The organism is Bacillus sp. CCNWLW194 (genome assembly GCF_037120585.1).
In the GTDB taxonomy this organism is placed as follows: Bacteria; Bacillota; Bacilli; order Bacillales; family Bacillaceae_G; genus Bacillus_A; species Bacillus_A basilensis.
Map to the genome: position 1 here is coordinate 102,420 of NZ_JBBBBL010000005.1, position 22,127 is coordinate 124,546.

General features: G+C 33.1%; 23 protein-coding genes. 15 read left to right on the forward strand and 8 right to left on the reverse strand.

What is annotated here, in order from left to right; genetic code table 11:
- Positions 1-234 precede the first annotated feature (234 nt).
- Entirely contained in the window at positions 235-1,347 is a 1,113-nt protein-coding gene (locus V7S50_RS13340; RefSeq protein ID WP_000137398.1) for a toxic anion resistance protein, read from the forward strand.
- A 24-nt stretch (positions 1,348-1,371) separates the two neighbouring features.
- Positions 1,372-2,205: a DUF3974 domain-containing protein gene (locus V7S50_RS13345; protein ID WP_063223852.1), complete on the forward strand. Its 834-nt coding sequence runs from the start codon at positions 1,372-1,374 to the stop codon at positions 2,203-2,205.
- A 57-nt stretch (positions 2,206-2,262) separates the two neighbouring features.
- On the opposite strand, the gene V7S50_RS13350 is transcribed toward V7S50_RS13345, so the two are convergent.
- Positions 2,263-3,822, reverse strand: coding sequence for a glycoside hydrolase family 10 protein (locus tag V7S50_RS13350; RefSeq protein WP_242253195.1), 1,560 nt, complete (start codon positions 3,820-3,822; stop codon positions 2,263-2,265).
- A 226-nt stretch (positions 3,823-4,048) separates the two neighbouring features.
- Here V7S50_RS13350 and V7S50_RS13355 point away from each other — a divergent pair, with 226 nt between their 5' ends.
- The 8 genes from V7S50_RS13355 to tdcB all read left to right on the forward strand — a co-directional run bounded on the left by V7S50_RS13355 (position 4,049) and on the right by tdcB (position 11,508).
- A complete protein-coding gene (locus V7S50_RS13355; protein WP_242253196.1) occupies positions 4,049-4,354 on the forward strand; it encodes a PTS sugar transporter subunit IIB in 306 nt (101 codons plus the stop codon).
- A gap of 11 nt (positions 4,355-4,365) precedes the next feature.
- Positions 4,366-5,649 (forward strand): PTS sugar transporter subunit IIC, encoded by a 1,284-nt coding sequence (locus tag V7S50_RS13360; RefSeq protein WP_098556619.1) that lies wholly within the window; start codon positions 4,366-4,368, stop codon positions 5,647-5,649.
- A gap of 79 nt (positions 5,650-5,728) precedes the next feature.
- Positions 5,729-5,995 (forward strand): hypothetical protein, encoded by a 267-nt coding sequence (locus V7S50_RS13365; protein ID WP_242253197.1) that lies wholly within the window; start codon positions 5,729-5,731, stop codon positions 5,993-5,995.
- Between the two features lie 22 nt (positions 5,996-6,017).
- Positions 6,018-7,166, forward strand: a complete 1,149-nt coding sequence (gene anmK / locus V7S50_RS13370; protein ID WP_242253199.1) for an anhydro-N-acetylmuramic acid kinase AnmK — start codon at positions 6,018-6,020, stop codon at positions 7,164-7,166.
- Between the two features lie 20 nt (positions 7,167-7,186).
- A complete protein-coding gene (locus tag V7S50_RS13375) occupies positions 7,187-8,086 on the forward strand; it encodes a BadF/BadG/BcrA/BcrD ATPase family protein (RefSeq protein WP_242253201.1) in 900 nt (299 codons plus the stop codon).
- Between the two features lie 132 nt (positions 8,087-8,218).
- Positions 8,219-8,767, forward strand: a complete 549-nt coding sequence (gene plsY, locus V7S50_RS13380) for a glycerol-3-phosphate 1-O-acyltransferase PlsY (protein ID WP_242253202.1) — start codon at positions 8,219-8,221, stop codon at positions 8,765-8,767.
- Positions 8,768-8,836: 69 nt separating this feature from the next.
- Positions 8,837-10,420, forward strand: coding sequence for an aminotransferase class V-fold PLP-dependent enzyme (locus tag V7S50_RS13385; RefSeq protein WP_242253203.1), 1,584 nt, complete (start codon positions 8,837-8,839; stop codon positions 10,418-10,420).
- An 86-nt stretch (positions 10,421-10,506) separates the two neighbouring features.
- On the forward strand, positions 10,507-11,508 hold the full coding sequence (gene tdcB / locus V7S50_RS13390) for a bifunctional threonine ammonia-lyase/L-serine ammonia-lyase TdcB (protein ID WP_242253204.1): 1,002 nt from the start codon (positions 10,507-10,509) through the stop codon (positions 11,506-11,508).
- 46 nt (positions 11,509-11,554) lie between these two features.
- Here the strand turns inward: tdcB and V7S50_RS13395 are convergent, their stop codons facing one another.
- Both V7S50_RS13395 and V7S50_RS13400 read right to left on the reverse strand, forming a co-directional pair.
- Entirely contained in the window at positions 11,555-11,884 is a 330-nt protein-coding gene (locus V7S50_RS13395) for a YkvA family protein (RefSeq protein WP_242253205.1), read from the reverse strand.
- Between the two features lie 289 nt (positions 11,885-12,173).
- Positions 12,174-12,296, reverse strand: coding sequence for a hypothetical protein (locus V7S50_RS13400; protein WP_286676869.1), 123 nt, complete (start codon positions 12,294-12,296; stop codon positions 12,174-12,176).
- 167 nt (positions 12,297-12,463) lie between these two features.
- On the opposite strand from V7S50_RS13400, the gene V7S50_RS13405 reads away from it, so the two are divergent.
- Complete coding sequence (locus tag V7S50_RS13405) at positions 12,464-12,724, forward strand: hypothetical protein (protein ID WP_063223862.1); 261 nt, start codon at positions 12,464-12,466, stop codon at positions 12,722-12,724.
- A gap of 172 nt (positions 12,725-12,896) precedes the next feature.
- Positions 12,897-13,583, forward strand: coding sequence for an MBL fold metallo-hydrolase (locus tag V7S50_RS13410; protein WP_242253207.1), 687 nt, complete (start codon positions 12,897-12,899; stop codon positions 13,581-13,583).
- A 44-nt stretch (positions 13,584-13,627) separates the two neighbouring features.
- Here V7S50_RS13410 and V7S50_RS13415 read toward each other — a convergent pair whose 3' ends face one another.
- Positions 13,628-14,416 carry a hypothetical protein gene (locus tag V7S50_RS13415; protein ID WP_242253208.1) on the reverse strand — a complete coding sequence of 263 codons (789 nt, stop codon included), beginning with the start codon at positions 14,414-14,416 and terminating at the stop codon, positions 13,628-13,630.
- Positions 14,417-14,445: 29 nt separating this feature from the next.
- On the opposite strand from V7S50_RS13415, the gene V7S50_RS13420 reads away from it, so the two are divergent.
- The 3 genes from V7S50_RS13420 (at position 14,446) to V7S50_RS13430 (ending at position 16,686) form a co-directional block, all read left to right on the forward strand.
- Positions 14,446-14,766: a hypothetical protein gene (locus V7S50_RS13420; RefSeq protein ID WP_242253209.1), complete on the forward strand. Its 321-nt coding sequence runs from the start codon at positions 14,446-14,448 to the stop codon at positions 14,764-14,766.
- Between the two features lie 21 nt (positions 14,767-14,787).
- Positions 14,788-16,164, forward strand: coding sequence for a DEAD/DEAH box helicase (locus V7S50_RS13425; protein WP_242253210.1), 1,377 nt, complete (start codon positions 14,788-14,790; stop codon positions 16,162-16,164).
- Positions 16,165-16,494: 330 nt separating this feature from the next.
- On the forward strand, positions 16,495-16,686 hold the full coding sequence (locus tag V7S50_RS13430; RefSeq protein WP_242253211.1) for a hypothetical protein: 192 nt from the start codon (positions 16,495-16,497) through the stop codon (positions 16,684-16,686).
- Between the two features lie 1,059 nt (positions 16,687-17,745).
- Here the strand turns inward: V7S50_RS13430 and V7S50_RS13435 are convergent.
- The 4 genes from V7S50_RS13435 to V7S50_RS13450 form a co-directional block, all read right to left on the reverse strand.
- The gene (locus V7S50_RS13435; protein ID WP_242253213.1) at positions 17,746-18,609 is read right to left on the reverse strand and encodes an exosporium protein D; all 864 of its coding nucleotides are present in this window, start codon (positions 18,607-18,609) and stop codon (positions 17,746-17,748) included.
- 293 nt (positions 18,610-18,902) lie between these two features.
- Positions 18,903-19,586: an exosporium leader peptide-containing protein gene (locus V7S50_RS13440; RefSeq protein WP_336376906.1), complete on the reverse strand. Its 684-nt coding sequence runs from the start codon at positions 19,584-19,586 to the stop codon at positions 18,903-18,905.
- A gap of 682 nt (positions 19,587-20,268) precedes the next feature.
- Positions 20,269-20,832 (reverse strand): complement C1q domain-containing protein, encoded by a 564-nt coding sequence (locus V7S50_RS13445; RefSeq protein ID WP_242253215.1) that lies wholly within the window; start codon positions 20,830-20,832, stop codon positions 20,269-20,271.
- A 758-nt stretch (positions 20,833-21,590) separates the two neighbouring features.
- A complete protein-coding gene (locus V7S50_RS13450) occupies positions 21,591-21,950 on the reverse strand; it encodes an FtsB family cell division protein (protein ID WP_242253216.1) in 360 nt (119 codons plus the stop codon).
- Between the last annotated feature and the right edge of the window lie 177 nt (positions 21,951-22,127).

The window sequence follows — 22,127 nt, forward strand, 5'->3', positions numbered from 1 at the left end:
ATTATTCAGGTAACATATGAAGAATCCGCCTTCAGCATGTTGTTCTCTAGGTCTTAAGTCTGAGGAAAATAATGTTGAGAACAGGTATACTTATAGTAAGAAACAGGGAATGACTGCATAAGCAGGTATTTCTTGAAAATTGATTTCATATAGGCTGTTTGTACATGAAATACAATATATTAGATGAAATATAGTGCACATAAATTCGCACATATAAATAAAGGAGCGATTTTGTTGACTGAACTCGAGAAAAAAGAACCTGTATCGATTGTGAAAGATAATAATGTAGAAGTAGTGGTTGATACAGTAATAAAAGATGCAGAACTAGAGGAACTGAATAAAGAAGCTGATCTTTATGTACAAAAGTTAAATAGCGAGCAAAATACAGATTTATCGAAAGTATTGTCTCAGCTAGGAGATTTAGGGGATAAAGAGCAACAAGCAGCAGGCCAAACGTTATCAGCTTTAAAACGTCCTGTAACAGCGATGATGAATGGGAAAAATGAAGAAATTCCAAATACATTATTAGAATTACGAAAAGTAGTATCAGAGCTGGATCCGAATTCATTAAAAGCAAGTGGTATGAAGAAAATTATGTTTAAAGTATTTAAGAAAAATCCACTTGAAACATACGTGCATAAATATCAATCTATAGATAAGCAAATTGAGGAGATTATAAGATCCCTTCTAATTGGCCGTGATAACTTACAAGAAGATACGGTTGGTCTTGAAATGCTAAAAGAGCAATCGCATGATAAAATTCACGCTCTTGATAAACAAGTATACTTAGGAAGAAAGCTCGCTGGCATGCTTGAAGCAGAGAAACAAAATCCAGAGCGTCAAAGAGATATTCCATTAATTAATGATGCATTAGAAAAGATACTCGTACGTACACGTAATATGCAGCAAGCGAAAAGTGTGTTATTACAATCTATTGCATCTGTAGACATTATTAAGAAAAATAACGAAAAGCTAACAGAAGCAATACGTAATGCAATTACGATGACACAAAACGTTGTAACGGTTTCAGCTGCTATCCAGCTAGCATTAACAAATCAACGTAAAACCATCGATGCTGTAAATGCGACAAATGAAGCAATTGAATCTATGGTATTAAGTAATTCTCAGGCATTAAAACAAAATACAGAAGAAACAACGAAATTACTTGAAAATCCTGCTATTAGCATGGATAAATTACGTGAATCATTCCAAAATGTGTTCGCTGCAATTGAAGCATCTGAAAAATCATCAGAACGTATTATTGAGTCAAGTAAGAAGTTCGTTATTGAACTAGACACATTTAATGATGAGATGAAGCAGAAACTCATTCAGCGTCCAAGGAAATAGCAGATTATTAGAGGAGGTGAAAAAATGAGTTTCATTCAAACAGTACTATTATTACTCGGTACTTTGCTTTTAATAGCATTTACTGTCGTTGTATTAGTCGTATATTTCGGGCGGAAACTGTATTTTTCATGGACGAAGCCATATAAAAGAGCACACGATTCTTTAGAAAAGTTATCGAATAAATCATTACCGTTTCTACAAGAATTTACACAACACCCACTCTTTTATCGCTGGATTCGTACGGAAGGAAAGAAAGAGCAACATACATTAAACACTCTTTTCTGTGCATCGGGTCAACGTACGAGAGAGCAAGTATTCTCAATGTTACCGAAAGAAAAACAGAAAAAAGTACATGTATTGGCAAAAACAACGAAAAAACTTACAAATGAAGATATTGATGTAGCAGCGATGAAAGTAAAAGATTTTTTAAGACAAGAAACGCAGCAAACAGTAAAACCGACAGACTTATCGTTTTATAAATTGTATTTTTATGATCGATATCCAGATGCATTAAATACAATTCAAGCGTATAAACGTTCAATAAATCCTTCATTACAAAGAACGGTTGATGATATTACAATTTCAGTATTAAATGCATTGCCGTACTATCAAGAGCAACGCATGTTTGAACAACAGCATAAACTTGAAACGTTCTTAATGAAAGATTTAACAGCGATGTTATCTTTAGTTGTACAATTACCACCATCACAACGACCAGAAAAAGAAGAAGAATTAAAAATCTACTTGCAAAATTTCCAAAAAGAAATGGAAGTAGTTGAGCGAGATATTCGCGACTCTATTGATCATGATTTGAATGTGAAGATGAGAGCAGCGACAGAGAAGTTTAAGAATAAATAAAAAAAGCGCCTTAAAAGCTTAGTATTACTCGGCTTTAAGGCGCTTTTTTATGGGATTTTATTTTGCCTTTACAGAAGTATGACTAGAAGCAACACTCTCATTATGCAATCGGTCAACCGCGGTTACCACATACGTATACGTCTCTCCAGAAATAACGGTTTTATCTACATAAATTTCTCCAAGTTTTGTTTTTCTTACAGTAGTCAGTAAATTTTTAGGGTTTTGTATATCCACTTCATTTTTTCCATTTACACGGTAAATGGCGTAATAAGCAGAATCATTCTCTCTATTGTCAATGATACCAACAGCAATACCTTCCTCTCTTGGAATGGCACCTTTTAAGGTAGGCTGTTTTGGTGGATCATGATCGAGCCAAGGCATAGGCGGGATTAATGCAGGATATTTATAAATGTCTTTTGAGAGTTTATCTTTCACTCCTAGTGGATTATTATTAATATCTTTTAAGCTAAAATGCATACTTCCCTTTATTTGAGGATATAGCCGGTTTAATGTAATTTGTCTTGGGTATTCTTCAGGATCAGACCAAGCGGGGACAGAGTTATTATTAATTTTATAGGCTGCCTGACCGATGTATAGGTGAATTGGTTTGTTATTTGTTTCTTTTACCCACCAATCTACTAAAATGTCATATGCAGCAGGTGTGAAACCGATATTCCAATATATTTGCGGTGTAATGTAGTCAATATAGCCTTTTTGTATCCATTCACGTGTATCAGCGTAAAGATCATCATAGTTTCTTTGACCTGCGGTTGTGTTAGAACCGGTTGGATCGTCAGCTATATTTCGCCATACGCCGAATGGACTAATGCCAAATTTCATGTATGACTTTTCTTGTTTAATAGCAGCATTTAAACCTTTTACAAGTTCATTTACATTGTTACGTCGCCAATCCTCTATATTTGTAAATCTACCGTTATTATACGTTTCGTACGTTTTTCGATCAGGGAATTCTTCACCAACTACTTTATATGGATAAAAATAATCATCCATATGAAGGGCATCAATGTCATAATTTTGCACGATCTCTAAAGCACCTTCTGTTATAAATTTTTTCACTTCTGGAATACCGGGATTGTAATATAACTTTCCGCCATATGGTACAACCCAATCGGGATGTTGTCTTGCAGGGTGATTATTTGATAATCGATTTATATCAGTGTGATTCATCGTTATTCGGTATGGATTAATCCATGCGTGAAATTCTATATTTCTTTTATGTGCTTCTTCAACCATAAATGCGAGTGGGTCGTATCCAGGGTCTTTACCTTGTGTACCCGTAATGTATTCAGACCAAGGACCGTATTTGGAAGGATAAAAAGCATCAGCAGTGGGTTTAATTTGTACAACCACTGCATTTATGCCAGTGCTTTTTACATCGTCTAGCAATCTTATAAATTCTTGTTTCTGCTTATCCATAGGTAAGCCAGTTTTTGAGGGCCAATCAATATTAAGAACTGATGCAATCCACACGGCACGTAATTCATGTTTTTTATACGTAGTATTAACTTCAGCATAAGTAGAGTGAGGGGGAATGAAAGAGAAAGGAATAAAAAAGATGACGATACAACATATCATTAATAAACGTTTCATGATCATTTATACGCCTCCTTATTATATGGTTAACTAAAATAATATCCGAGGTGAGGTTGTTCTTACAATTAAAAAAAATAAATATTGAAACATTAATTTAATAGGAAAAATATTTTTAGTGAAATTTACTTTCATCACAACTAAATTCTTTCACTACTTCATATGCTTGTTAGTAAAGTGAAACTTCCTTTCATTCGAAGGGGATAATTTATAAGTATAGGAGGATTAATAAATGAAGGTTTTATTCGTTTGTTCTGGAGGAATGTCTAGTGCAATTGTTGTAAACGCTTTAAAAAAAGAAGCGGAGAAAAAAGGTATGAATATGGAAGTACATGCAATTGGAACAAGTGAGGTAGAGGAAGAAGTGAAGAATGGTTGGGATGTTGTAATGGTTGCACCTCAAGTAAGACATCGATTTGACTCTGTAAAAAAATTTGCAGAAGAGGAATCTATTCCATGCGGTATCATACCGCCGCAAGCATATACGCCGCTTGGTGGACCGATTTTATTAAAAACTGTAAATGATTTAATTCGTTAGGGGGAAGTGTTATGAATAAGTTTGTCACGTTTCTTGATAAAAACTTATCTGGACCGATGGCAAGGCTTTCTGAACAAAGGCATTTACAAGCAATCCGTGATGGAGTTATTTCAGCATTACCATTTATCATCGTAGGAAGTTTCTTTTTAATCGTAGCATTTCCACCATTACCGAAAGATAGTTTCATATCCGTTTGGGCATTAAAGAATCAAACAAGTATATTAATACCATATCGGTTAACGATGTTTATTATGTCTTTATATATAGCATTTGGAATAGGATATAATTTGGCGAAAAGTTATAAACTAGATGCTTTATCGGGAGCTCAGCTTGCAGTATGTTCACTGCTATTAACATTAACGCCTGAATTAATTGATAAAAAAGGGTTTATGCTTCCGATGACAAATCTCGGAGGTCATGGATTATTCGTGACGATGATTGTTTCTATTTTATCCGTAGAGATTTTAAGGTTTTGTAAGAAGAAAAATGTAATGATTAAAATGCCAGAACAAGTACCGCCATCTGTGTCGCGTTCATTTGAAGCACTTATACCTGCTGCATTCGTTATTATTATAATGAGTCTAGTAACTGTCGTTTTTAGCATTGATTTACACCATGTTGTTGATAAATTAGCAGCACCATTAGTAAAAGCTGGGGATAGTTACTTCGGTGTAATGATTCCAGTGTTTTTAATTACGTTTTTTTGGTCATTCGGAATCCATGGTGTGTCGGTTGTTGGAACTGTTGCTCGGCCATTATGGGAAGTATACCTAGGGAAAAATGGTGAAGCAGTTGCTAGTGGAGCAGATCAGTTGCCATTTATTTCACCAGAGCCGTTATATCAATGGTTTATATGGATTGGCGGTTCTGGTGCGACATTAGGGCTTGTATTAGCTATGATTGTATTTGGTCGATCGAAATATTCGAAAGCATTATCAAGAACTTGTATTGTTCCGGGTATTTTTAATATTAATGAGCCAGTCATATTCGGATTACCGATTGTACTAAATCCAATTTTAATTATCCCATTTATCATTACACCACTTGTAACAGCAACTGTTGCATATTCAGCCACTGCGATGGGATTTGTAACACCAACACATATTATGCCACCGTGGACATTACCAGCTCCAATTGGTGCGTATTTAGCTACAGGTGGAGATTGGCGTGCAATAGTATTAGTTTTTATAAATATAGCAATATCATTCCTTATTTATTTACCATTCTTTAAAATGTACGACAAAAATATGCTTGAAATTGAGAAGAATGGTGAAGGGGAAGCTGTTAATCCATAATCTTTATGCTTTAATTTATGAGTGATAGGCATTTTGTCTATCACTTCTTTCACATTAAGTTGAGAGAAGGTGAAATGGAATGAATATAAAATTTAGTTATAAAGGTGTATTTTTATTATTATTTGGAGTGATATGTGCGAATTTACTTTTTGTACCTTTATTAAGAATGCTACATCTATCACAAATGCATAGTATTTGGCTCGTTACAAGCATTGCGGCAAGTATTTTGCTTACAGTAGTTATTTCTTTTATTGATGGATCGTTTGCATCTAAAGCTCAGTTGTTTTTTAGATTTATATTCTTTTCGATCGGTTGTACGTTTGTAACTTACATGATTGTTTTTTAGTGAATAGGAGGTCATGCATGTTATGTATATTGCAGGGATAATGTCCGGTACTTCGTTAGATGGAATAGATGTAGCGCTCGTTCATATAGAAGGGAGTGGTGTAGAGTCTAAGGTCGAACTTATCCATTTTACTACAGTTCCATTTTGTAATGATATGAAAAATGAAATCCAACAAGCGTTATCAATAGAAAATTCAAATGTACAACTCATATGCAGTTTAAATTTTAAGCTCGGTTTATGTTTTGCCAATGCTGTAAAAGAAGTTTGTAAAGAGGCCGATTTTCCTTTGAAACAATTAGATTCAATAGGTTCTCACGGACAAACGATTTATCATCAGCCAAAGCAAGATGGTAATATGATACCTTCCACATTGCAAATTGGGGAACCTGCAGTAATAGCATACGAAACGAACACGACGGTTATCTCAAATTTCCGAACGATGGACATGGCAGCAGGAGGACAAGGTGCACCACTTGTGCCATATTCAGAAATTATTTTGTATCGGCATTCAACTAAAAATAGACTGCTACAAAATATTGGCGGGATTGGTAATGTTACAGTAATACCAAGTCACCTAAGTAATAAGAGCGTTATGGCTTTTGATACTGGTCCAGGGAATATGGTAATGGATGAAGTATGTCAAAGGTTATTTCAGTTGCCATATGATCAAAATGGTGAGATTGCAAAAAAGGGAGTAGTTGTAGATGAAATTTTGACATATTGTATGAGCCATCCATTTTTGAAAATGAACCCACCGAAATCAACTGGTAGAGAACAGTTTGGAGAAGAATTTGTAAGTGAGTTATTGAAGCGGTATGAAAGGCATAGTAAAGAAAATATATTGACGACTGTCACGATGTTTACAGCGAGTTCAATTATTCATCATTATAAGGAGTTTATTCTGCCGTATTATGAAATCGATGAGGTGATATTAGGTGGTGGCGGCAGTTATAATAGCACACTTGTTGAAATGTTGCGAAATGGATTGAAGGAAGAAAAATGCGCAATTTTTATTCAAGAAAATTTAGGCTATTCTTCTGCAGCGAAAGAAGCTATCGCCTTTGCAATTTTAGCAAATGAAACGCATCATCGTAATCCCAGTAATGTACCAAGCGCAACAGGTGCAAAGCAATCTGTAGTTTTAGGGAATATAACATTCCCGCCAATATGAAGAAAATGAGGCGAATATATATGAAGTATATGATTGGAGTAGATGGCGGGGGAACGAAGACAGAAGCAATTGCCTTTGATCAAGACGGAAAGGAAATTATAAGGGGTAAGGGCGGTTTTGGAAATATATTAATAGATTTTGAAGAAGCTCTTGTGCATATTATGGAAGCAATCGATCATTGCCAGAAAGCTTTAATAAATAACAATTGCGTTTGTATTTGTTTAGGATTAGCAGGTATAAGTGGAGCAAATACAAATGAATTAATATTACGTCTACAAAAGAAGTACGGAACACCAATTGAAGTTTTTAATGACGCAATGATTGCACATGCAGCTGCTTTACAAGGAAAGGATGGAATTTTAACAATTGGCGGCACAGGTGCGATTTGTCTAGGAAAAAAAGGAGAAGTGCACGAGTATAGCGGTGGATGGGGACATATTTTAGGAGATGAAGGAAGTGGATATTGGATTGCATTACAAGGTTTAAAGAGAATGGCAAATCAATTTGATCAAGGCGTTGCACTTTGTCCATTAAGCTTAAGGATTCAAGATGAGTTTCAACTTTTGACGTCGTCTCATATAAAAAGACTAGTTTATAGTTCTTCAAAAGATAAAGTTGCAGCAATCGCACCATTAGTTATTCAGGAAGCGAGAAATGGGAATGATGATGCACATGAAATTATGATGCAAGCTGGTAAGGAATTAGCGAGAATTACAGTAAATCTTTATAATAAGATGCAATTTAAGTTTGCAACTCCCATTGCAGTAAGTGGAAGCATATTGCGTTTAGTTCCTGAAATATATACTGAATTTAAGAAATGCTGCGTGAAGAGTATAGGAGAAGTTACCTTTGTATCACAATCAGAACCAGCAGCGAAAGGAACCTATTATTTAATGAAGAATATATATTTTAAAAAATAGAAGCATGAGAATTTTTGTATGATTTGTAAAAATATGATGTTAAAATATATAAAGGGATGCAGATAAAAAAGTACAATATACATAGTCATTGAATATTGTATAAGTACTCCTACGTAGAAAGTGAATGATTACATGATTAATAGTATGCAATTTTTTTATTTGGTGGTTTCTTATTTATTTGGAAACATATTGACTGCTTATCTAGTAACGAAATGGAGACATAACGTTGATATTCGGGATGAAGGAAGTGGTAATCCTGGCGCAAGAAACATGGGGCGCGTATATGGAAAAGGATATTTCATTGCTACATTTTTAGGTGATGCAATTAAAGGGGCAATTGTAGTTTCTATTGCAAAATGCCTTTTTGGAGATTCTACATTTGTAATGTTAGCTTTATTGGCTGTTTTACTTGGACATATTTATCCAATTGTATTTAAAGGCAAGGGCGGAAAAGGCATATCAACATTTATCGGAGGATTAATCGCATTTGATTATTTGATAGCGCTTACCCTTGTTGCTGTTTTCATTATATTTTATTTAATATTTAAAGGGTTTACGAAGCCAGGACTAATTACAATCGCTTGTTTACCAATTTGCATGATTTTGTATTCTTACTCTATTGTTACGACTATTTTAAGTGCACTTATAATTGTACTTATTTTATATGTAAATCGCGAATGACATGAGCTTTTAATAAGTGGAGTTAATCTCCACTTATAATTTTTATTAAATGAATAAAGGAGATACAACATGGGGTTAATTTATAAAGTTGCTGATCAAGATTGGGAATTTGAAAGTATACATAAATTGAATTATAAAACATTTGTAGAAGAAATTCCGCAACATGAAGAAACGAAAGAACATGCTCGTATTGATCGTTTTCATGATGAAAACACATATCTAATTTGTTTACATGACGATAAGTTAGTAGGTATGGTTGCATTGCGAGGAAAACGACCATTCTCATTAGATTATAAAATTTCAAATCTAGATTTTTATTTGGAAGAACATGGAGAAAATGTATATGAAATTCGTTTACTTTCAGTAGAACGTGAATATCGAAATGGAAGAGCATTGTTAGGTTTAATTCGCTTTTTACATCGTTATTTGCTTCTAAATGGATATGAATTGGCACTCATTTCTGCTACAACACGTGAACTACCTTTATATGAACAAATGGGATTTAAATCTTTCCATACGTTAGTTGGTACAGAAGAAGCAGCCTTTCAGCCAATGTATGTTACTCCTTCTATGTTTGAAGCGTCGAGTGTTGGAGGGATAATGACGAAAGAATTTACGTTTTTACCAGGTCCAGTAGATATTGAAGAAAATGTTCGAAAGGCATTTTCTACTAAGCCGATTTCGCATCGTTCCAAGTCATTTCAAGTGACGATGGAAAATATCAAAAAACGTTTACTGCAAATGACAAAAGCAAAACGTGTGCAAATACTGTTAGGAACAGGGACGTTAGCGAATGATGCAATTGCTTTACAGTTACGTTCTTTAAAAGGAAAAGGATTAGTATTAACAAATGGGGAATTTGGTAATAGATTAGTTGGACACGCAAAACGCGCGCAATTATATTTTGATACGTATAAAAAAGAAATGGGAGAACCGTTTCTTTATACAGAATTAGAAAAAATTATGGAAACTGGCAATTATGAATGGCTTTGGTTTGTTCACCATGAAACATCTACCGGAATGTTAAATGAGTTAGACGAGCTAAATGTTTTATGTAAAAAGTTTAAAGTGAAACTATGTGTAGATTGTATCAGTTCAATTGGGGCGATACCGATTGATTTAATGGATGTATATTTTGCAAGTGGTGTTAGCGGAAAGGCAATTAAATCGTTTACTGGATTATCTTTCGTTTTTCATAATCATAATGTGAAAGTAAACGAGACTTTACCGGTCTATATGGACATTGGTATGTACGAAGAAAATGAAAGTATTCCATATTCTCATTCATGGAATTTAATTTATGCTTTGCAAGAAGCATTGAAGAGATTTGAAGATGAAACAGCATTTGTAAAAATAAAAGAGACATATAATTATATGGAAGAAGCTATTACGAGTATAGGACTAAACCTTGTTTCACCTAAAGAACATGCCGCACCAATTATACTTACGATTCAATTAGATGAAGATCAGTCTTCTAAAACAGTAGGTGATGCGTTAGCATTACAAGGATATATTATCCATTATGAATCAGCATATTTACAAAAGAATAACTGGATCCAAATTGCATGTTTAAATGATTATAAAGAACGTGATATGAAGAGGATGTTAAATTGTTTGCAAATGTATGTATTACAGAGTGAGGTACATATATAAAGACTTTTTCTTAACATAGATGCTTTCGTATAAAGGAGCTGCGACTTACGAAAACTTAGGAATAGAACATTGGAAGAGGTGCTAGTATGATAACTAAAAAATTACCATTACATATAGACGATATTAAAAAAGCTCAAAACATTCTGGATAGAAATGCTCGTAAAACGCCATTAGTAAAATCATTTTATTTGACTAGTAAAACGGGTGGAGAAATTCACTTGAAATTAGAAAATATGCAATTAACAGGTTCGTTTAAATTCCGTGGTGCGTTTAATAAAATGTCACAGCTGACAGATCAAGAAAAAGAGAGAGGAGTAATTGCTTGTTCTGCTGGTAATCATGCACAAGGAATTGCTTTATCTGCTCATTTACTCGGTATTAAGAGTAAAATTGTTATGCCGATTTCTGCACCTCAGGCGAAAGTTGATGCAACTAAAGGATATGGATCTGAAGTGGTTTTACATGGTGAAACCTTTGATGATGCGAAGGCAAAATGTGAGGAGATTATTAGGGAAACAGGTGAAACATATTTACATCCATATGATGATGTGGAGGTAATGGCTGGTCAAGGTACTATTGGTTTGGACATTCTTGATGATATGTGGGATGTAGATACTGTTATTGTACCAATTGGTGGAGGCGGAATTATTTCTGGAATTGCTGTTGCATTAAAATCTTTTAACCCATCAATTAATATAATTGGTGTCCAATCAGAAAATGTTCATGGGATGAAGACATCTTATGACAAAGGTACAATTGTAGAACATTATGAGGCACCTACTATAGCAGATGGTTGCGCGGTAAAAATACCAGGCAATTTAACTTTTGAAGTTGTAAAAGAATTAGTAGATGATATTGTAACAGTATCAGAAGGCGAATTAGAAGTAGCGATGAAAGACTTATTACAGCGTGGTAAAGCTGTTGTAGAAGGTGCAGGCGCTTTAGCTACTGCTGCTTTACTTGCAGGGAAAGTTGATACATATATTAAAGGGAAAAAAGTAGTAGCTGTTATATCTGGTGGGAACGTAGACTTACAGCGCATTTCGAGTGTTTGTGAGCAATTTTTTGTAGCGAATGAAGTGAAATAGTTTTATGAAAAAGGAGCTAAGTGAAATTATATTAGCTCCTTTTTCATTATGTTTGTGCGGGAGTAAATAATGACTCCATTTTTACTTTGCTCTTTTCTCGAATTTCAGCGTCTGCATGGCGCATAACAAATTTATGCGCTATGGCAATCGCTAAAACATCATCTAATAAGCCAATCCCAATAATAGCAGCTATATCTGGAATGAAATCGATTGTTAATACGTAATAGGATAAAGCAGCTAATATGATGAATTTTGTTTTAGTAGGTAACTCTTTTTTTCTCATTGTGTAGTATAAAATAATACTTTCATATACGCTAGATTTACCGAGGTTTGCTGAGCTTTTCTTGAATTTTTTCCAAAGTGTCTGTTTCTCCATTAAAAAACTCCTTTTACAAAAAAATATATTTTTTAAAAGGATAGACAAAGAAGAGAGGGAATAATCAATTTTATTGTTTTTCTTATTGTATATTTCCACAAAAATAGGGGATTACCTGTGCAAAATAATAGAATGTTGGTTACGTAACGACTTATAGTGTATGTGTTCGTTCCAAGTAAAGGTACTACGCAGATAACGTTTGGTGGTAATACGTATTAAAGTTCATTTTTTACATTAATTTCTGCATTCGTACAATGTTGAATTACTTCTAAATAATCTAATGGTATATCTATTGATGAGAACTAGCCCCTTTACTTGTTGGTGATTCATAAGCTTCTAATGTGATTCTGGTATGAATTGCACCATGAGCCACTTCATCTAGCATTTCAGGTGTTACTTTGTTTTGCACCATTTTTCCCTCTCTTTTCTCCTAGCTTTTTGAAAGTTGTCGCTTCGGCGATGGCTTTTTTATTTTCTCAGATGAAGCCGATGAGTTTGAGTTTTGGAATTTTATCGTGGTATTATTTATGTAACAAGGGGATATTGTAAGAAAAAATACAATTTGAGGGGAAAATGAGCATGGGAATTTATAACTATGAAGCGAAAGAGGATTTGCAAGTAGGAGATGTTTGTTTAGAACGAGATATTTATGAAATTATAAATTTTTACAAGAAAGGGTCAATAGTTTTATGTGATTCAGTATCTCGTTTCAGTGCGAATTCAGACAGAATGTTTGAAGTGATAAATAGGATAGAAACATATATGCATAAAAATGAAGACTATACATATCAGGTTTCGGATAGGCCCAAGTTGATTTATGTAGTTGAGCAGGTAAGATAAGGAAGCATCCATAACGGGTGCTTTTTTCTTTGTTATATAGAAATTACACATTAAACGTGAATTTGAACAAAATGGACATTTGGATTCAAATTATTTGTGATATGTATAGTAAAATGTATGTGGATGATTTATTTATTATTAAACATTTTATAAGTGGTATGGGGGAAGAAAAATGAAGATAATAGAACTACCAATTGAATTCGAATTTAATGGGGAAAAACAATGTATTTATCCGAGCTTAATTATAGTAAATAATGAATTAACTTTAGTAGATACAGGTTATATACATTTTTTACCTTTAATTGAAGATATAATTTTAAAACAGGGGTATGAGATGAAAAACTTGAAAAATATAATTATTACTCATTATGATGACGATCATATAGGCTCTTTATACGATTTCAAAGTGAAATATCCTCAAATTAATATTATTGCGAGTGAAATTGAATCAAACTATATTAATGGTGAAATAAAATCAGAGAGATTAGTTCAAGCGGAAGAAATGTTACAATGTATGTCGAATGAAGAAAAAGAATTTGGTAAATGGTTTATACAACAGTTAAAAAATATTAAACATATTTCCGTCGATGAAAAAGTATATGATGGTCAAATGATTTTAAATAATGAATGTCAAATAGTAGCGACGCCAGGACATACTTCAGGACATATTTCATTATATTTTCCGAATTTAAACTGTGTAATTACAGGAGATGCGGCCGTTCAAGAGAATCATGAGTTAGTAATAGCTAATCCAAATTTTTGTTTAGATATAGAAAAAGCGGAAGAGTCTTTAAAGAGGATTAAAAGCCTTAAAGCCGTAAAGTATTATTGCTATCATGGAGGGAAATTCATTATATAAAATAATAAAAAACCGATCTTTCTTATATAGAAAAGATCGGTTTTTTAATTCATAGATTCTGCAATTTGAATTAAATCCTTTACGTTATATTCTCCTTTTATATAGCGTTTGTTACCAATTGCAATTGTGTATTGAAAACCATTTTTCTGAAAGAGGAGCTCATATGCTGAATCAAAATGAGGATTATATAATGCTTTTATATTATTTTTTAAACTGTAGAACTTAGAGCCCCTATGTACGTAGAATCCTAATTTGTTTTGAACTGGTGAAACAGTGATTTTGAAAATCCCATTAATATCTTCATTGTAGTATCGTAGTTCTAAGTAATCGTTATAGATGTACCCTTGAAATTCGTGAATTTCGAACGGGAATTTTGTAGGAGTAAGTATATGTTCCTTACACTTTATTTCATATTCTTTTACGATAGTAGCTTCTTTCATAAGTGGATTGCCATCATAAATTTGATTCATGTGAGATATTTTATTATTTTTTGTTACTATTTCTAAAATGAAACCGATAGTAAATTCATCATGAGTGTCTTTGGAATAAGAAATAAGAATTGTAGTATCCTCTTTTGGAGATGGTACTATTTTAATTTCATGAATAGGTTTATTTGTTTGGAAAGTAGGTAGTTCAATCCCTTCAGTTACATATGATTGCATTAATTTTTTATCATTTATGAGTAAAGCTTGTTTAAATTCACTTATCACATCTGTTTGGGATTGCGCCATAATAATTGTGATAGATTGAAAATATAGTAAAAAAAACATGCAAAAAATCTTTATGAATGTAGTGGTCAATTTTATCACCTTGTAACTATATTTCCGTAACATTGAAATAAATATGTATAGGAGGGGAGAAGATGAGTTTATTGTTTGATGTAATAATGGATATAATTTTATTTTATCCTCGAAATGACATGAAATTAAAACATCATATTGCCAAATTAAGCGAATTTGAGTGGTTTCGAAAGCTACACGAAGATACAAAGTATACAAGATTAATCTGGAGTAATAGAAAAATTAAGAAGTTCATTTTGTCTTCTACTAACATGGAAGCATTAATAAATTCCGAGAAAAAGCAAAAAGAATTTGTCCGACTAGTACACGATGAATATAAAAAAGAAGATAAGAATTTTTTTATTTTTCATATTTGGCGAAACAAATGGTACAATGAAAGCTAATGTGAAAAATAAGGAAAAGAAGTGGTCAATTTGAAAAACTTTTTAGAATTAGGAATTAGTGAAACTTTTAATCATACATTACGTGAAAATGGAATTACAGAAGCAACACCGATTCAGGAGAAAGCAATTCCTGTTATACTGTCAGGTAAAGATATTATTGGTCAAGCGAAAACAGGAACGGGTAAAACGTTAGCATTTGTGTTACCGATTTTAGAAAAAATCGATGCAGAATGTAGTGATGTTCAGGCTTTAATTGTTGCACCAACAAGGGAACTAGCCCTGCAAATTACAACTGAAATTAAAAAAATGCTTGTTCAAAGAGAAGATATTAATGTACTAGCGATTTATGGTGGGCAAGATGTAGCACAACAATTGAGAAAATTAAAAGGTAATACACATATTGTTGTTGCAACACCAGGACGATTATTAGATCATATACGACGTGAAACAATTGATTTAAGTAATCTTTCAACGATTGTACTAGATGAAGCGGATCAAATGCTTTATTTCGGTTTCTTATATGATATTGAAGATATTTTAGATGAGACACCTGGTAGTAAACAAACGATGTTATTCTCAGCAACGATGCCAAAAGATATTAAAAAATTGGCGAAGCGTTATATGGATGAGCCGCAAATGATTCAAGTACAAAGTGAAGAAGTAACGGTAGATACAATTGAGCAGCGAGTCATTGAGACGACAGATCGTGCAAAGCCAGATGCACTTCGTTTTGTTATGGATCGTGATCAGCCATTTTTAGCAGTTATTTTCTGTCGTACAAAGGTTAGAGCAAGTAAGCTATATGATAATTTAAAAGGATTAGGTTATAATTGTGCTGAACTTCATGGTGATATACCTCAAGCGAAACGTGAAAGAGTTATGAAGAGTTTCCGCGAAGCTAAAATTCAGTACTTAATCGCAACGGATGTAGCAGCTCGTGGACTGGATGTAGATGGTGTAACGCACGTATTTAACTTTGATATCCCTGAAGATGTAGAAAGTTATATTCACCGCATTGGCCGAACAGGACGTGCAGGTGGATCAGGTCTTGCAATTACGTTCGTTGCAGCGAAAGATGAAAAACATTTAGAAGAAATTGAAAAAACGCTTGGTGCACCAATACAAAGAGAAATAATCGAACAACCGAAGATAAAACGTGTAGATGAAAATGGGAAACCGATACCAAAGCCGGCTCCGAAGAAATCAGGTCAAAATCGTCAAAGAGATAGCCGTGAAGGTTCAAGACGTGATTCGAGAAATAGCTCAAGAAATGATTCAAGAAATGATTCAAGAAGTGATTCAAGAAATAGTTCGAGAAATGAAAATAATCGATCATTTAATAAGCCAAGTAATAAAAAAGGTAGTACAAAACAAGGTCAGCAAAGACGTGGCCGTTAAATAGTTATAATTGTAAAAGAGTCGCAAAATATTGCGGCTCTTTTTTGTTTGTATACAACAAGGATGATGGCAAGAAAAAACAAAAATTTCATTCACCGTATTTAAAAGTTATAAAGGAAATTTTATAGTTCAAAACCAGTAGAGCAAGGGTATTACTGCCATGTCGCAATTCAAGAACAAGTGCAACTTACGTATGAACAATATTTAATCGAAAAAAATCGAGAGAAAGCAATTCGTACTAGCTCCCCTGATGCTGATACGGATTATGAAAAAATCAATTGATATAACGATACGAAAAAATCTTTTGCAAACAAAGATTTGGACGATGGGGTGAAAGAAATTCGTAACACATTCAAATTGTACGGGAATGTTATGCTGCAGCAAAAAGAGAACGGAACTTATTATGTCTACTATTTAGGCAGAATACTTTTGTTGAAAGAAAAGGTATTGAAGCGAGCGAATATTTTTATTACACATTCCGCAATTATTGAAATGGAACAAGAGAAGTTTATGAAGGATTAAACTCGTATTGGGGTACGATCGTTGGAAACTGGAAAACTAATTTGTTCGTTTTGTTCGATGGGGAACTCGAGAAGCACCACTGCCATCCTAATTGGGAAATTGCTTACTATGACGATGAAGGTAATGTAGTGTGAAGTTAACAGAAGGGATAGTATACGAAATAAGAAAAAAGGACTAGCAGTCGTACCTGCCGTCCTTTAATAGGAGAAAAAGTAATCTTGTTTAGAACTACGCATAAACAGAAAATCTGCTTGTAATTAGTTTTACCCTAACTATACGTGTCTATACAGAAAAGGGATAAGTAAAAAATACTTATCCCCGGAAGGGAAATCCCAAGCACCAAAATGGCTCGTATTGGTCTGCAGGTTCAAAAGTAGTATATGTAAAACGAAAAATCTCATACAAAAAGCAGACAACGATTTTGGTTGTCTGCCAGTGTGTTCAATGAGTTAGCTAATTGTGATAATTTGCATCCTCATTACGAGAAGAGTGAAGCTGCTAGTTCAAACAGCTTGTTGGTATTATTATCGATTTCTTAAAAAATATACAGAGAAAGCAGATAAGTGAAGAACCTACCTGCTTCTGCTGTAACAAAAGAAAGAAGTATTAGCCGTGGACACGGCGGCTTGAAAATAGTATGTATTTTTATTTGAAAAATATTCAAGGGATGAAGAAACATGGAATTTTTAATAAAAGATAAAACTAGTTGCCCATGTATTCGATAGTAAAGCAGAAATGGAAACAAGCAGGTATTTGGAAAGGCCCAACTGATATGAGAGAAATAAAAAAGACTAGGATTGCTCCTAGTAAAGAGTTATATCGTACGGAAAGTTAGTTGCGTGCAAATCGATTGTTTGCAAATTCATTATATAACGTTTCTAGGGTGGATAGGGTGAATTATAACCATCTTTACATAGATTTAACATGAGATTGAAGTTATTGATGAATACTAAATTTGAATTTTGTTAAGAGATAAAATAGTGAACAAATGTGAATGATTAGATGCTACAAGGGTAAAAGAAAAACTTCATTTTATAAGGATTCTTTTGGAGAATGAACCTAACACTCACATTCGTAATCACGGTAATATTCATCGCAAGAATCATTCCTATCATTGCAGCAAATACAAAATGTTTTTTTAATCAATACTTCAATGAAGTTAAGGAATTCGGTATTATTTGTGAGAGTAAGACTTTGAAAATCTTCAACTTGAAATACTCTTGTTTCATTTGTAGCAAGAGTCGCGATAATTGGCGTGGGAGAACTTCTTGTTTGGATAGTTACTTCAATAGGGGAGACATCTTCAGGAACAGATATTTGAAGTAATGTTTTATTGTGGTTATTAGTCAAATCTTCAAAAACTCTTCTTGAAGTGTCGGAGGGTACGATGATGGTTACAGGGACATTTTCAGTTGGAGTGGTATCTGAACCAGCTACGGTATGAGTTTCGATAAAACAGTTATCTTTTTGAAAGTAAGAATATGATTGTTCTTTATAATACTTTTTATGAAAATTATTTTGATTATTACAGCAGATACAAAATGTTTTTTGAATAAATATACTAATGGTGCTACCGGTATTGGTATTGTTTGTGAGAGTGAGGTTTTGAAAATCTTCAACTTGAAATATCCTTTGTTCACCTGCAGTTATTGTAAAGGTAATTGGTCCAGACCTTCTTGTTCGAATGGTTACTTCAATTGGTTGAACACCACCAGGAACGCGAAAATCAAGTAATGTTTTATTGTGATTATTGGTCAAATCTTCAAAAGATGTTCTTGAAGTGTTAGCTGGTACACTAAAAGCTAAAGCACTATTTGAAGCAGATATTGTATGGGTTTTGATAAAACAGTTATCTTTTTGGTGGTGAGAATACGATCGGTTTTTATAATACTTTTTACCATCTTTATAAAAATAATCAGCCATACTTATGTTACTCTCCTTTCTTTGAGATATCTATATATTGTATAAAAAAAAGAAAAGAGTGCTTGTACAAAATAATAAAATCCGCTCTTGTAAATAAGTAAAAATGCTATTTGATATGTAAATGTAGGAGCACTTGGAGAAGTGCCCTGTAAAGACTATTTATTCTAAAAAGAAAAGAATATAAAACATTTTATGGATTTATTTTTTGTTTTGTGTGTGTTGTTATTAAAAAAATTATTGGAAACTGAAAACTAGATGTTGTAATAGTACCTAATTTTAAAGAGAAAATTGTACTAGTTTAATTTGATAATGGTTAATTCCAAAGCATTTATTCCATTATTGCATGTACCAATGTCTCTATTACCTACAAAACTATTATTTATAAGTTGAATTGTTGAATTGGCTGGAATTGATAAAATAGTTTCTCCAGTGAGTTGATCACAATCTACATCCTCTAAATCTTGTATTAGGATACTGAAAGTAGCTTTGAAGTTTGGAATCAGATTGTTATTTAATAGTATAGAAATAACAGGCTGATAAGGGAATGTAAGAGGGACAGTTAAATTAATTGAGGAAATAAAAGAAACGCGATAATCCCCCGGTTGTGTGATATTAATTGTGGTAGGATTTAACAGAGAAACTCCCCCTACCAAAGGTTCAGCCTGATTAAAAGAAAAAGGAGCTCCGAAAGGGACTGTAATGAATTCCGTTTGCCAAAAAGTGCCGTAAGCTACAGATTGTAATCCAGTAGGTCCAGTAACACCAGTAGGTCCAGTAACGCCAGTAGGTCCAGTAACACCAGTAGATCCAGTAACACCAGTAGGTCCAGTAACACCAGTAGATCCAGTAACACCAGTAGATCCAGTAACACCAGTAGGTCCAGTAACACCAGTAGGCAGTGTGAATTGTGGAATAGGTGGTAATGTAGGTCCAACTAGATTAGAGTTTATTGAAGTAGAAGATAAAAACTCATCCATTTTATTTTCACCTCTGAAAAGTTCGTATTACTAATAGTAAATGTGGGAGGAGAACAAAATGAAATGGACAAGTGTTTGTATTTATGAAATCTAAAACAATAGTTATTTTATTAAAGAAAAAACATGCACAAAAATTGCGCATGTATAATAAAAAGCTATGTCTTGTCTTTATAAATATATGCTTAGTTTATATAAATCGTGAGTATGTTTGAACAAAAGGGTTATTTATTAACAAATCTACAGAGCGCTTTTTAAGGCGCTCCATGACCAAAACAAATATTGAAAAAGAATACCACATGATATTTTATGTATGTTCTTAATAAATGTGCAGTTTAAAAAACTCTTTCTTTTGCACAACAAAGCAGCTAGTTAATGAAACTAACTGTTCGTTGTACAAAAGAAACGCTGCGCTTATAGAAACAGTTTGCAAATGTTATACAGAAATGAAAGAAAACAAAATAAAAAAGAGCACCATGCATAAGTGCTCTTTAAGATAGGAGGTAACACTTTGAGCTGGATGTTTAGGTTAAAATTATATGACGTAGAAAAGAAATAAGACCTAAAAAATATTATCAACTCAATACAAAAGAGCAGCTAGCATAAGCTAACTGCTCAACAGGTAATAAATTTTGTAAAAGGAACCATCTATATTAAAAGAAGATTGTATATTTAAAGGAACAGCTTAACTTATTCGAGCGCCTTCAAAATATGTTAGACTCGGAACGCCTGCAATAGTTCCATTTGCCGACCCAGCTTCAGCTAATATGTCAACTCTGTCACCAGCTTGTAATAGTGCGATAGTAGAAGTTTTTACAATAAGTGATTCATTTGGTGAGCCGCCTTGCTCGTTTCTAGATACACTGATTCCATTTACTTGTATGTCTAGAATTATTGTGGCAGATGCTTGTACGGTTGGGGTAAAAATAATGCTTGTATTAAAAGTATATATACCGTTTTGACGAGGGACAAAAATCGATGTAGATGGATCATACTCATTATTAATATCAAATACCTCAACTGGAAACAAAACTCTAGTAGGTTGATTGGCAATAAGTGGTTGGAAGGTATTTTGCGTTGCCTTAAAAGCCGATTGACTTTCAAGATCACTTTTACAATTACAATACACTTTAACAATCGTTTGATCCGAGTTACGGCAAGAAGATTTGTGCTTTTTGTAATCATCTTCATAATTATAGCAATTATAACTATCAGAGTATTTTTTTCTATTCATTTTGCAATAGTTCACTCCTTTTATTCTTATAATTTAATCTATTAGAAAAAAGGAGAATTGAAGCGGTGTTTGTCCATCCGTTTGAAATTTTTTGACAGGCTAATCGAATGTAGGAATTGAGAGTAGCGCAAATAATAAATAAAAAAAGAACAGTTAGGAAAATATAACAGCTGTACTTGATTTATGGCTTATTCCAAAAAAATAGATATACCACCAAAATATAAGATTATTAAAAGGAAAATTGCTGTGAAAATAATTAAAGAAATCTTTATCCATGATTTTTTCATCAGTATACCTCCTTTATTAAAAATATTAACATCTATCTAAAATTTCAACAAAATAGTTATTTGAAAAAAGACTTCTTACGGAAAGATAAGAGGTCATCAAAAGATGTTGTATTTGAAATACGTGATGTTTCACAACGGAATTATAAAGTATATCAATATATTTAGTATATATAATATCGGGAGCGAAATGAATAAAAGTATACAAAATCCGTATTTGAAAATTAAAGAGTGCCTTGGGAGGAAGGCGCTTTATAACCAAAAGACTTATTTAGAAAAAAAGAGTTCACATCTTATTGTATGTATGGTTTTTAGAGAGGTGCAGTTTTATACAAAGATATGTATTTCATAACAAGAGAAAAGAGCAAGCATATAAGCATGCTCTTTGACAAGAAAGCTAGGTTTTATGAGTGGATGTCTCCATACAATAACATATGCTTGTCCAGTTAAAAGGTGAAAAGTTTTAATAAAATAGTTATTTAAAAAAGGTTATTCAGCTATTTGAAATATAGTTTCATTAGGCTTAGAAAATCCATACAATTTCCTTGCGAATTTTAAAATACCTTCTTCGCTCTCTGTTAAAGTTTTAATATCGTTGTCAAAATAGCGTCCAAGTATTTCTAATTCAGATAGTTTTTTCTTTTCGTTATTAAGTGAAATTTGTTTTTCCTTAATTACTTGCTCTTGCTTGTAGAGAGAGATTTGGACGGGAATAATCATAGATAGCATAAAAGCTATTGCTAGTAAAAGACGACGACTCAGTTTTTTATCCTTTTGAGAATAGTTTTTAGGATTCAATTGTTGTTTAAAGTTTAATTGTTGTTGTGATAATTTTGTGATACTACCCATTTAAATGCCTCCATTACTGGTTGTAGAATTCGATTGTTTGACAGTATTATACATGAGAAATGGGGAATTTTGAAACTATATTGGTGAAGCGGGGTTCTTAGATGGTTAAAAATCCCCCATATTATATTGAAAAAACATGCACAAAAATTGTGCATGCATAATAAAAGCTATGTCTTG

Coding starts and splice junctions, on each gene's coding strand:
- V7S50_RS13345 (WP_063223852.1), top strand. CDS start 1,372: ATGAGTTTCATTCAAACAGTACTATTATTACTCGGTACTTTGCTTTTA.
- V7S50_RS13350 (WP_242253195.1), bottom strand. CDS start 3,822: ATGATCATGAAACGTTTATTAATGATATGTTGTATCGTCATCTTTTTT.
- V7S50_RS13355 (WP_242253196.1), top strand. CDS start 4,049: ATGAAGGTTTTATTCGTTTGTTCTGGAGGAATGTCTAGTGCAATTGTT.
- V7S50_RS13360 (WP_098556619.1), top strand. CDS start 4,366: ATGAATAAGTTTGTCACGTTTCTTGATAAAAACTTATCTGGACCGATG.
- V7S50_RS13365 (WP_242253197.1), top strand. CDS start 5,729: ATGAATATAAAATTTAGTTATAAAGGTGTATTTTTATTATTATTTGGA.
- anmK (WP_242253199.1), top strand. CDS start 6,018: ATGTATATTGCAGGGATAATGTCCGGTACTTCGTTAGATGGAATAGAT.
- V7S50_RS13375 (WP_242253201.1), top strand. CDS start 7,187: ATGAAGTATATGATTGGAGTAGATGGCGGGGGAACGAAGACAGAAGCA.
- plsY (WP_242253202.1), top strand. CDS start 8,219: ATGATTAATAGTATGCAATTTTTTTATTTGGTGGTTTCTTATTTATTT.
- V7S50_RS13385 (WP_242253203.1), top strand. CDS start 8,837: ATGGGGTTAATTTATAAAGTTGCTGATCAAGATTGGGAATTTGAAAGT.
- tdcB (WP_242253204.1), top strand. CDS start 10,507: ATGATAACTAAAAAATTACCATTACATATAGACGATATTAAAAAAGCT.
- V7S50_RS13395 (WP_242253205.1), bottom strand. CDS start 11,884: ATGGAGAAACAGACACTTTGGAAAAAATTCAAGAAAAGCTCAGCAAAC.
- V7S50_RS13400 (WP_286676869.1), bottom strand. CDS start 12,296: ATGGTGCAAAACAAAGTAACACCTGAAATGCTAGATGAAGTGGCTCAT.
- V7S50_RS13405 (WP_063223862.1), top strand. CDS start 12,464: ATGGGAATTTATAACTATGAAGCGAAAGAGGATTTGCAAGTAGGAGAT.
- V7S50_RS13410 (WP_242253207.1), top strand. CDS start 12,897: ATGAAGATAATAGAACTACCAATTGAATTCGAATTTAATGGGGAAAAA.
- V7S50_RS13415 (WP_242253208.1), bottom strand. CDS start 14,416: ATGTTACGGAAATATAGTTACAAGGTGATAAAATTGACCACTACATTC.
- V7S50_RS13420 (WP_242253209.1), top strand. CDS start 14,446: ATGAGTTTATTGTTTGATGTAATAATGGATATAATTTTATTTTATCCT.
- V7S50_RS13435 (WP_242253213.1), bottom strand. CDS start 18,609: ATGGCTGATTATTTTTATAAAGATGGTAAAAAGTATTATAAAAACCGA.
- V7S50_RS13440 (WP_336376906.1), bottom strand. CDS start 19,586: ATGGATGAGTTTTTATCTTCTACTTCAATAAACTCTAATCTAGTTGGA.
- V7S50_RS13450 (WP_242253216.1), bottom strand. CDS start 21,950: ATGGGTAGTATCACAAAATTATCACAACAACAATTAAACTTTAAACAA.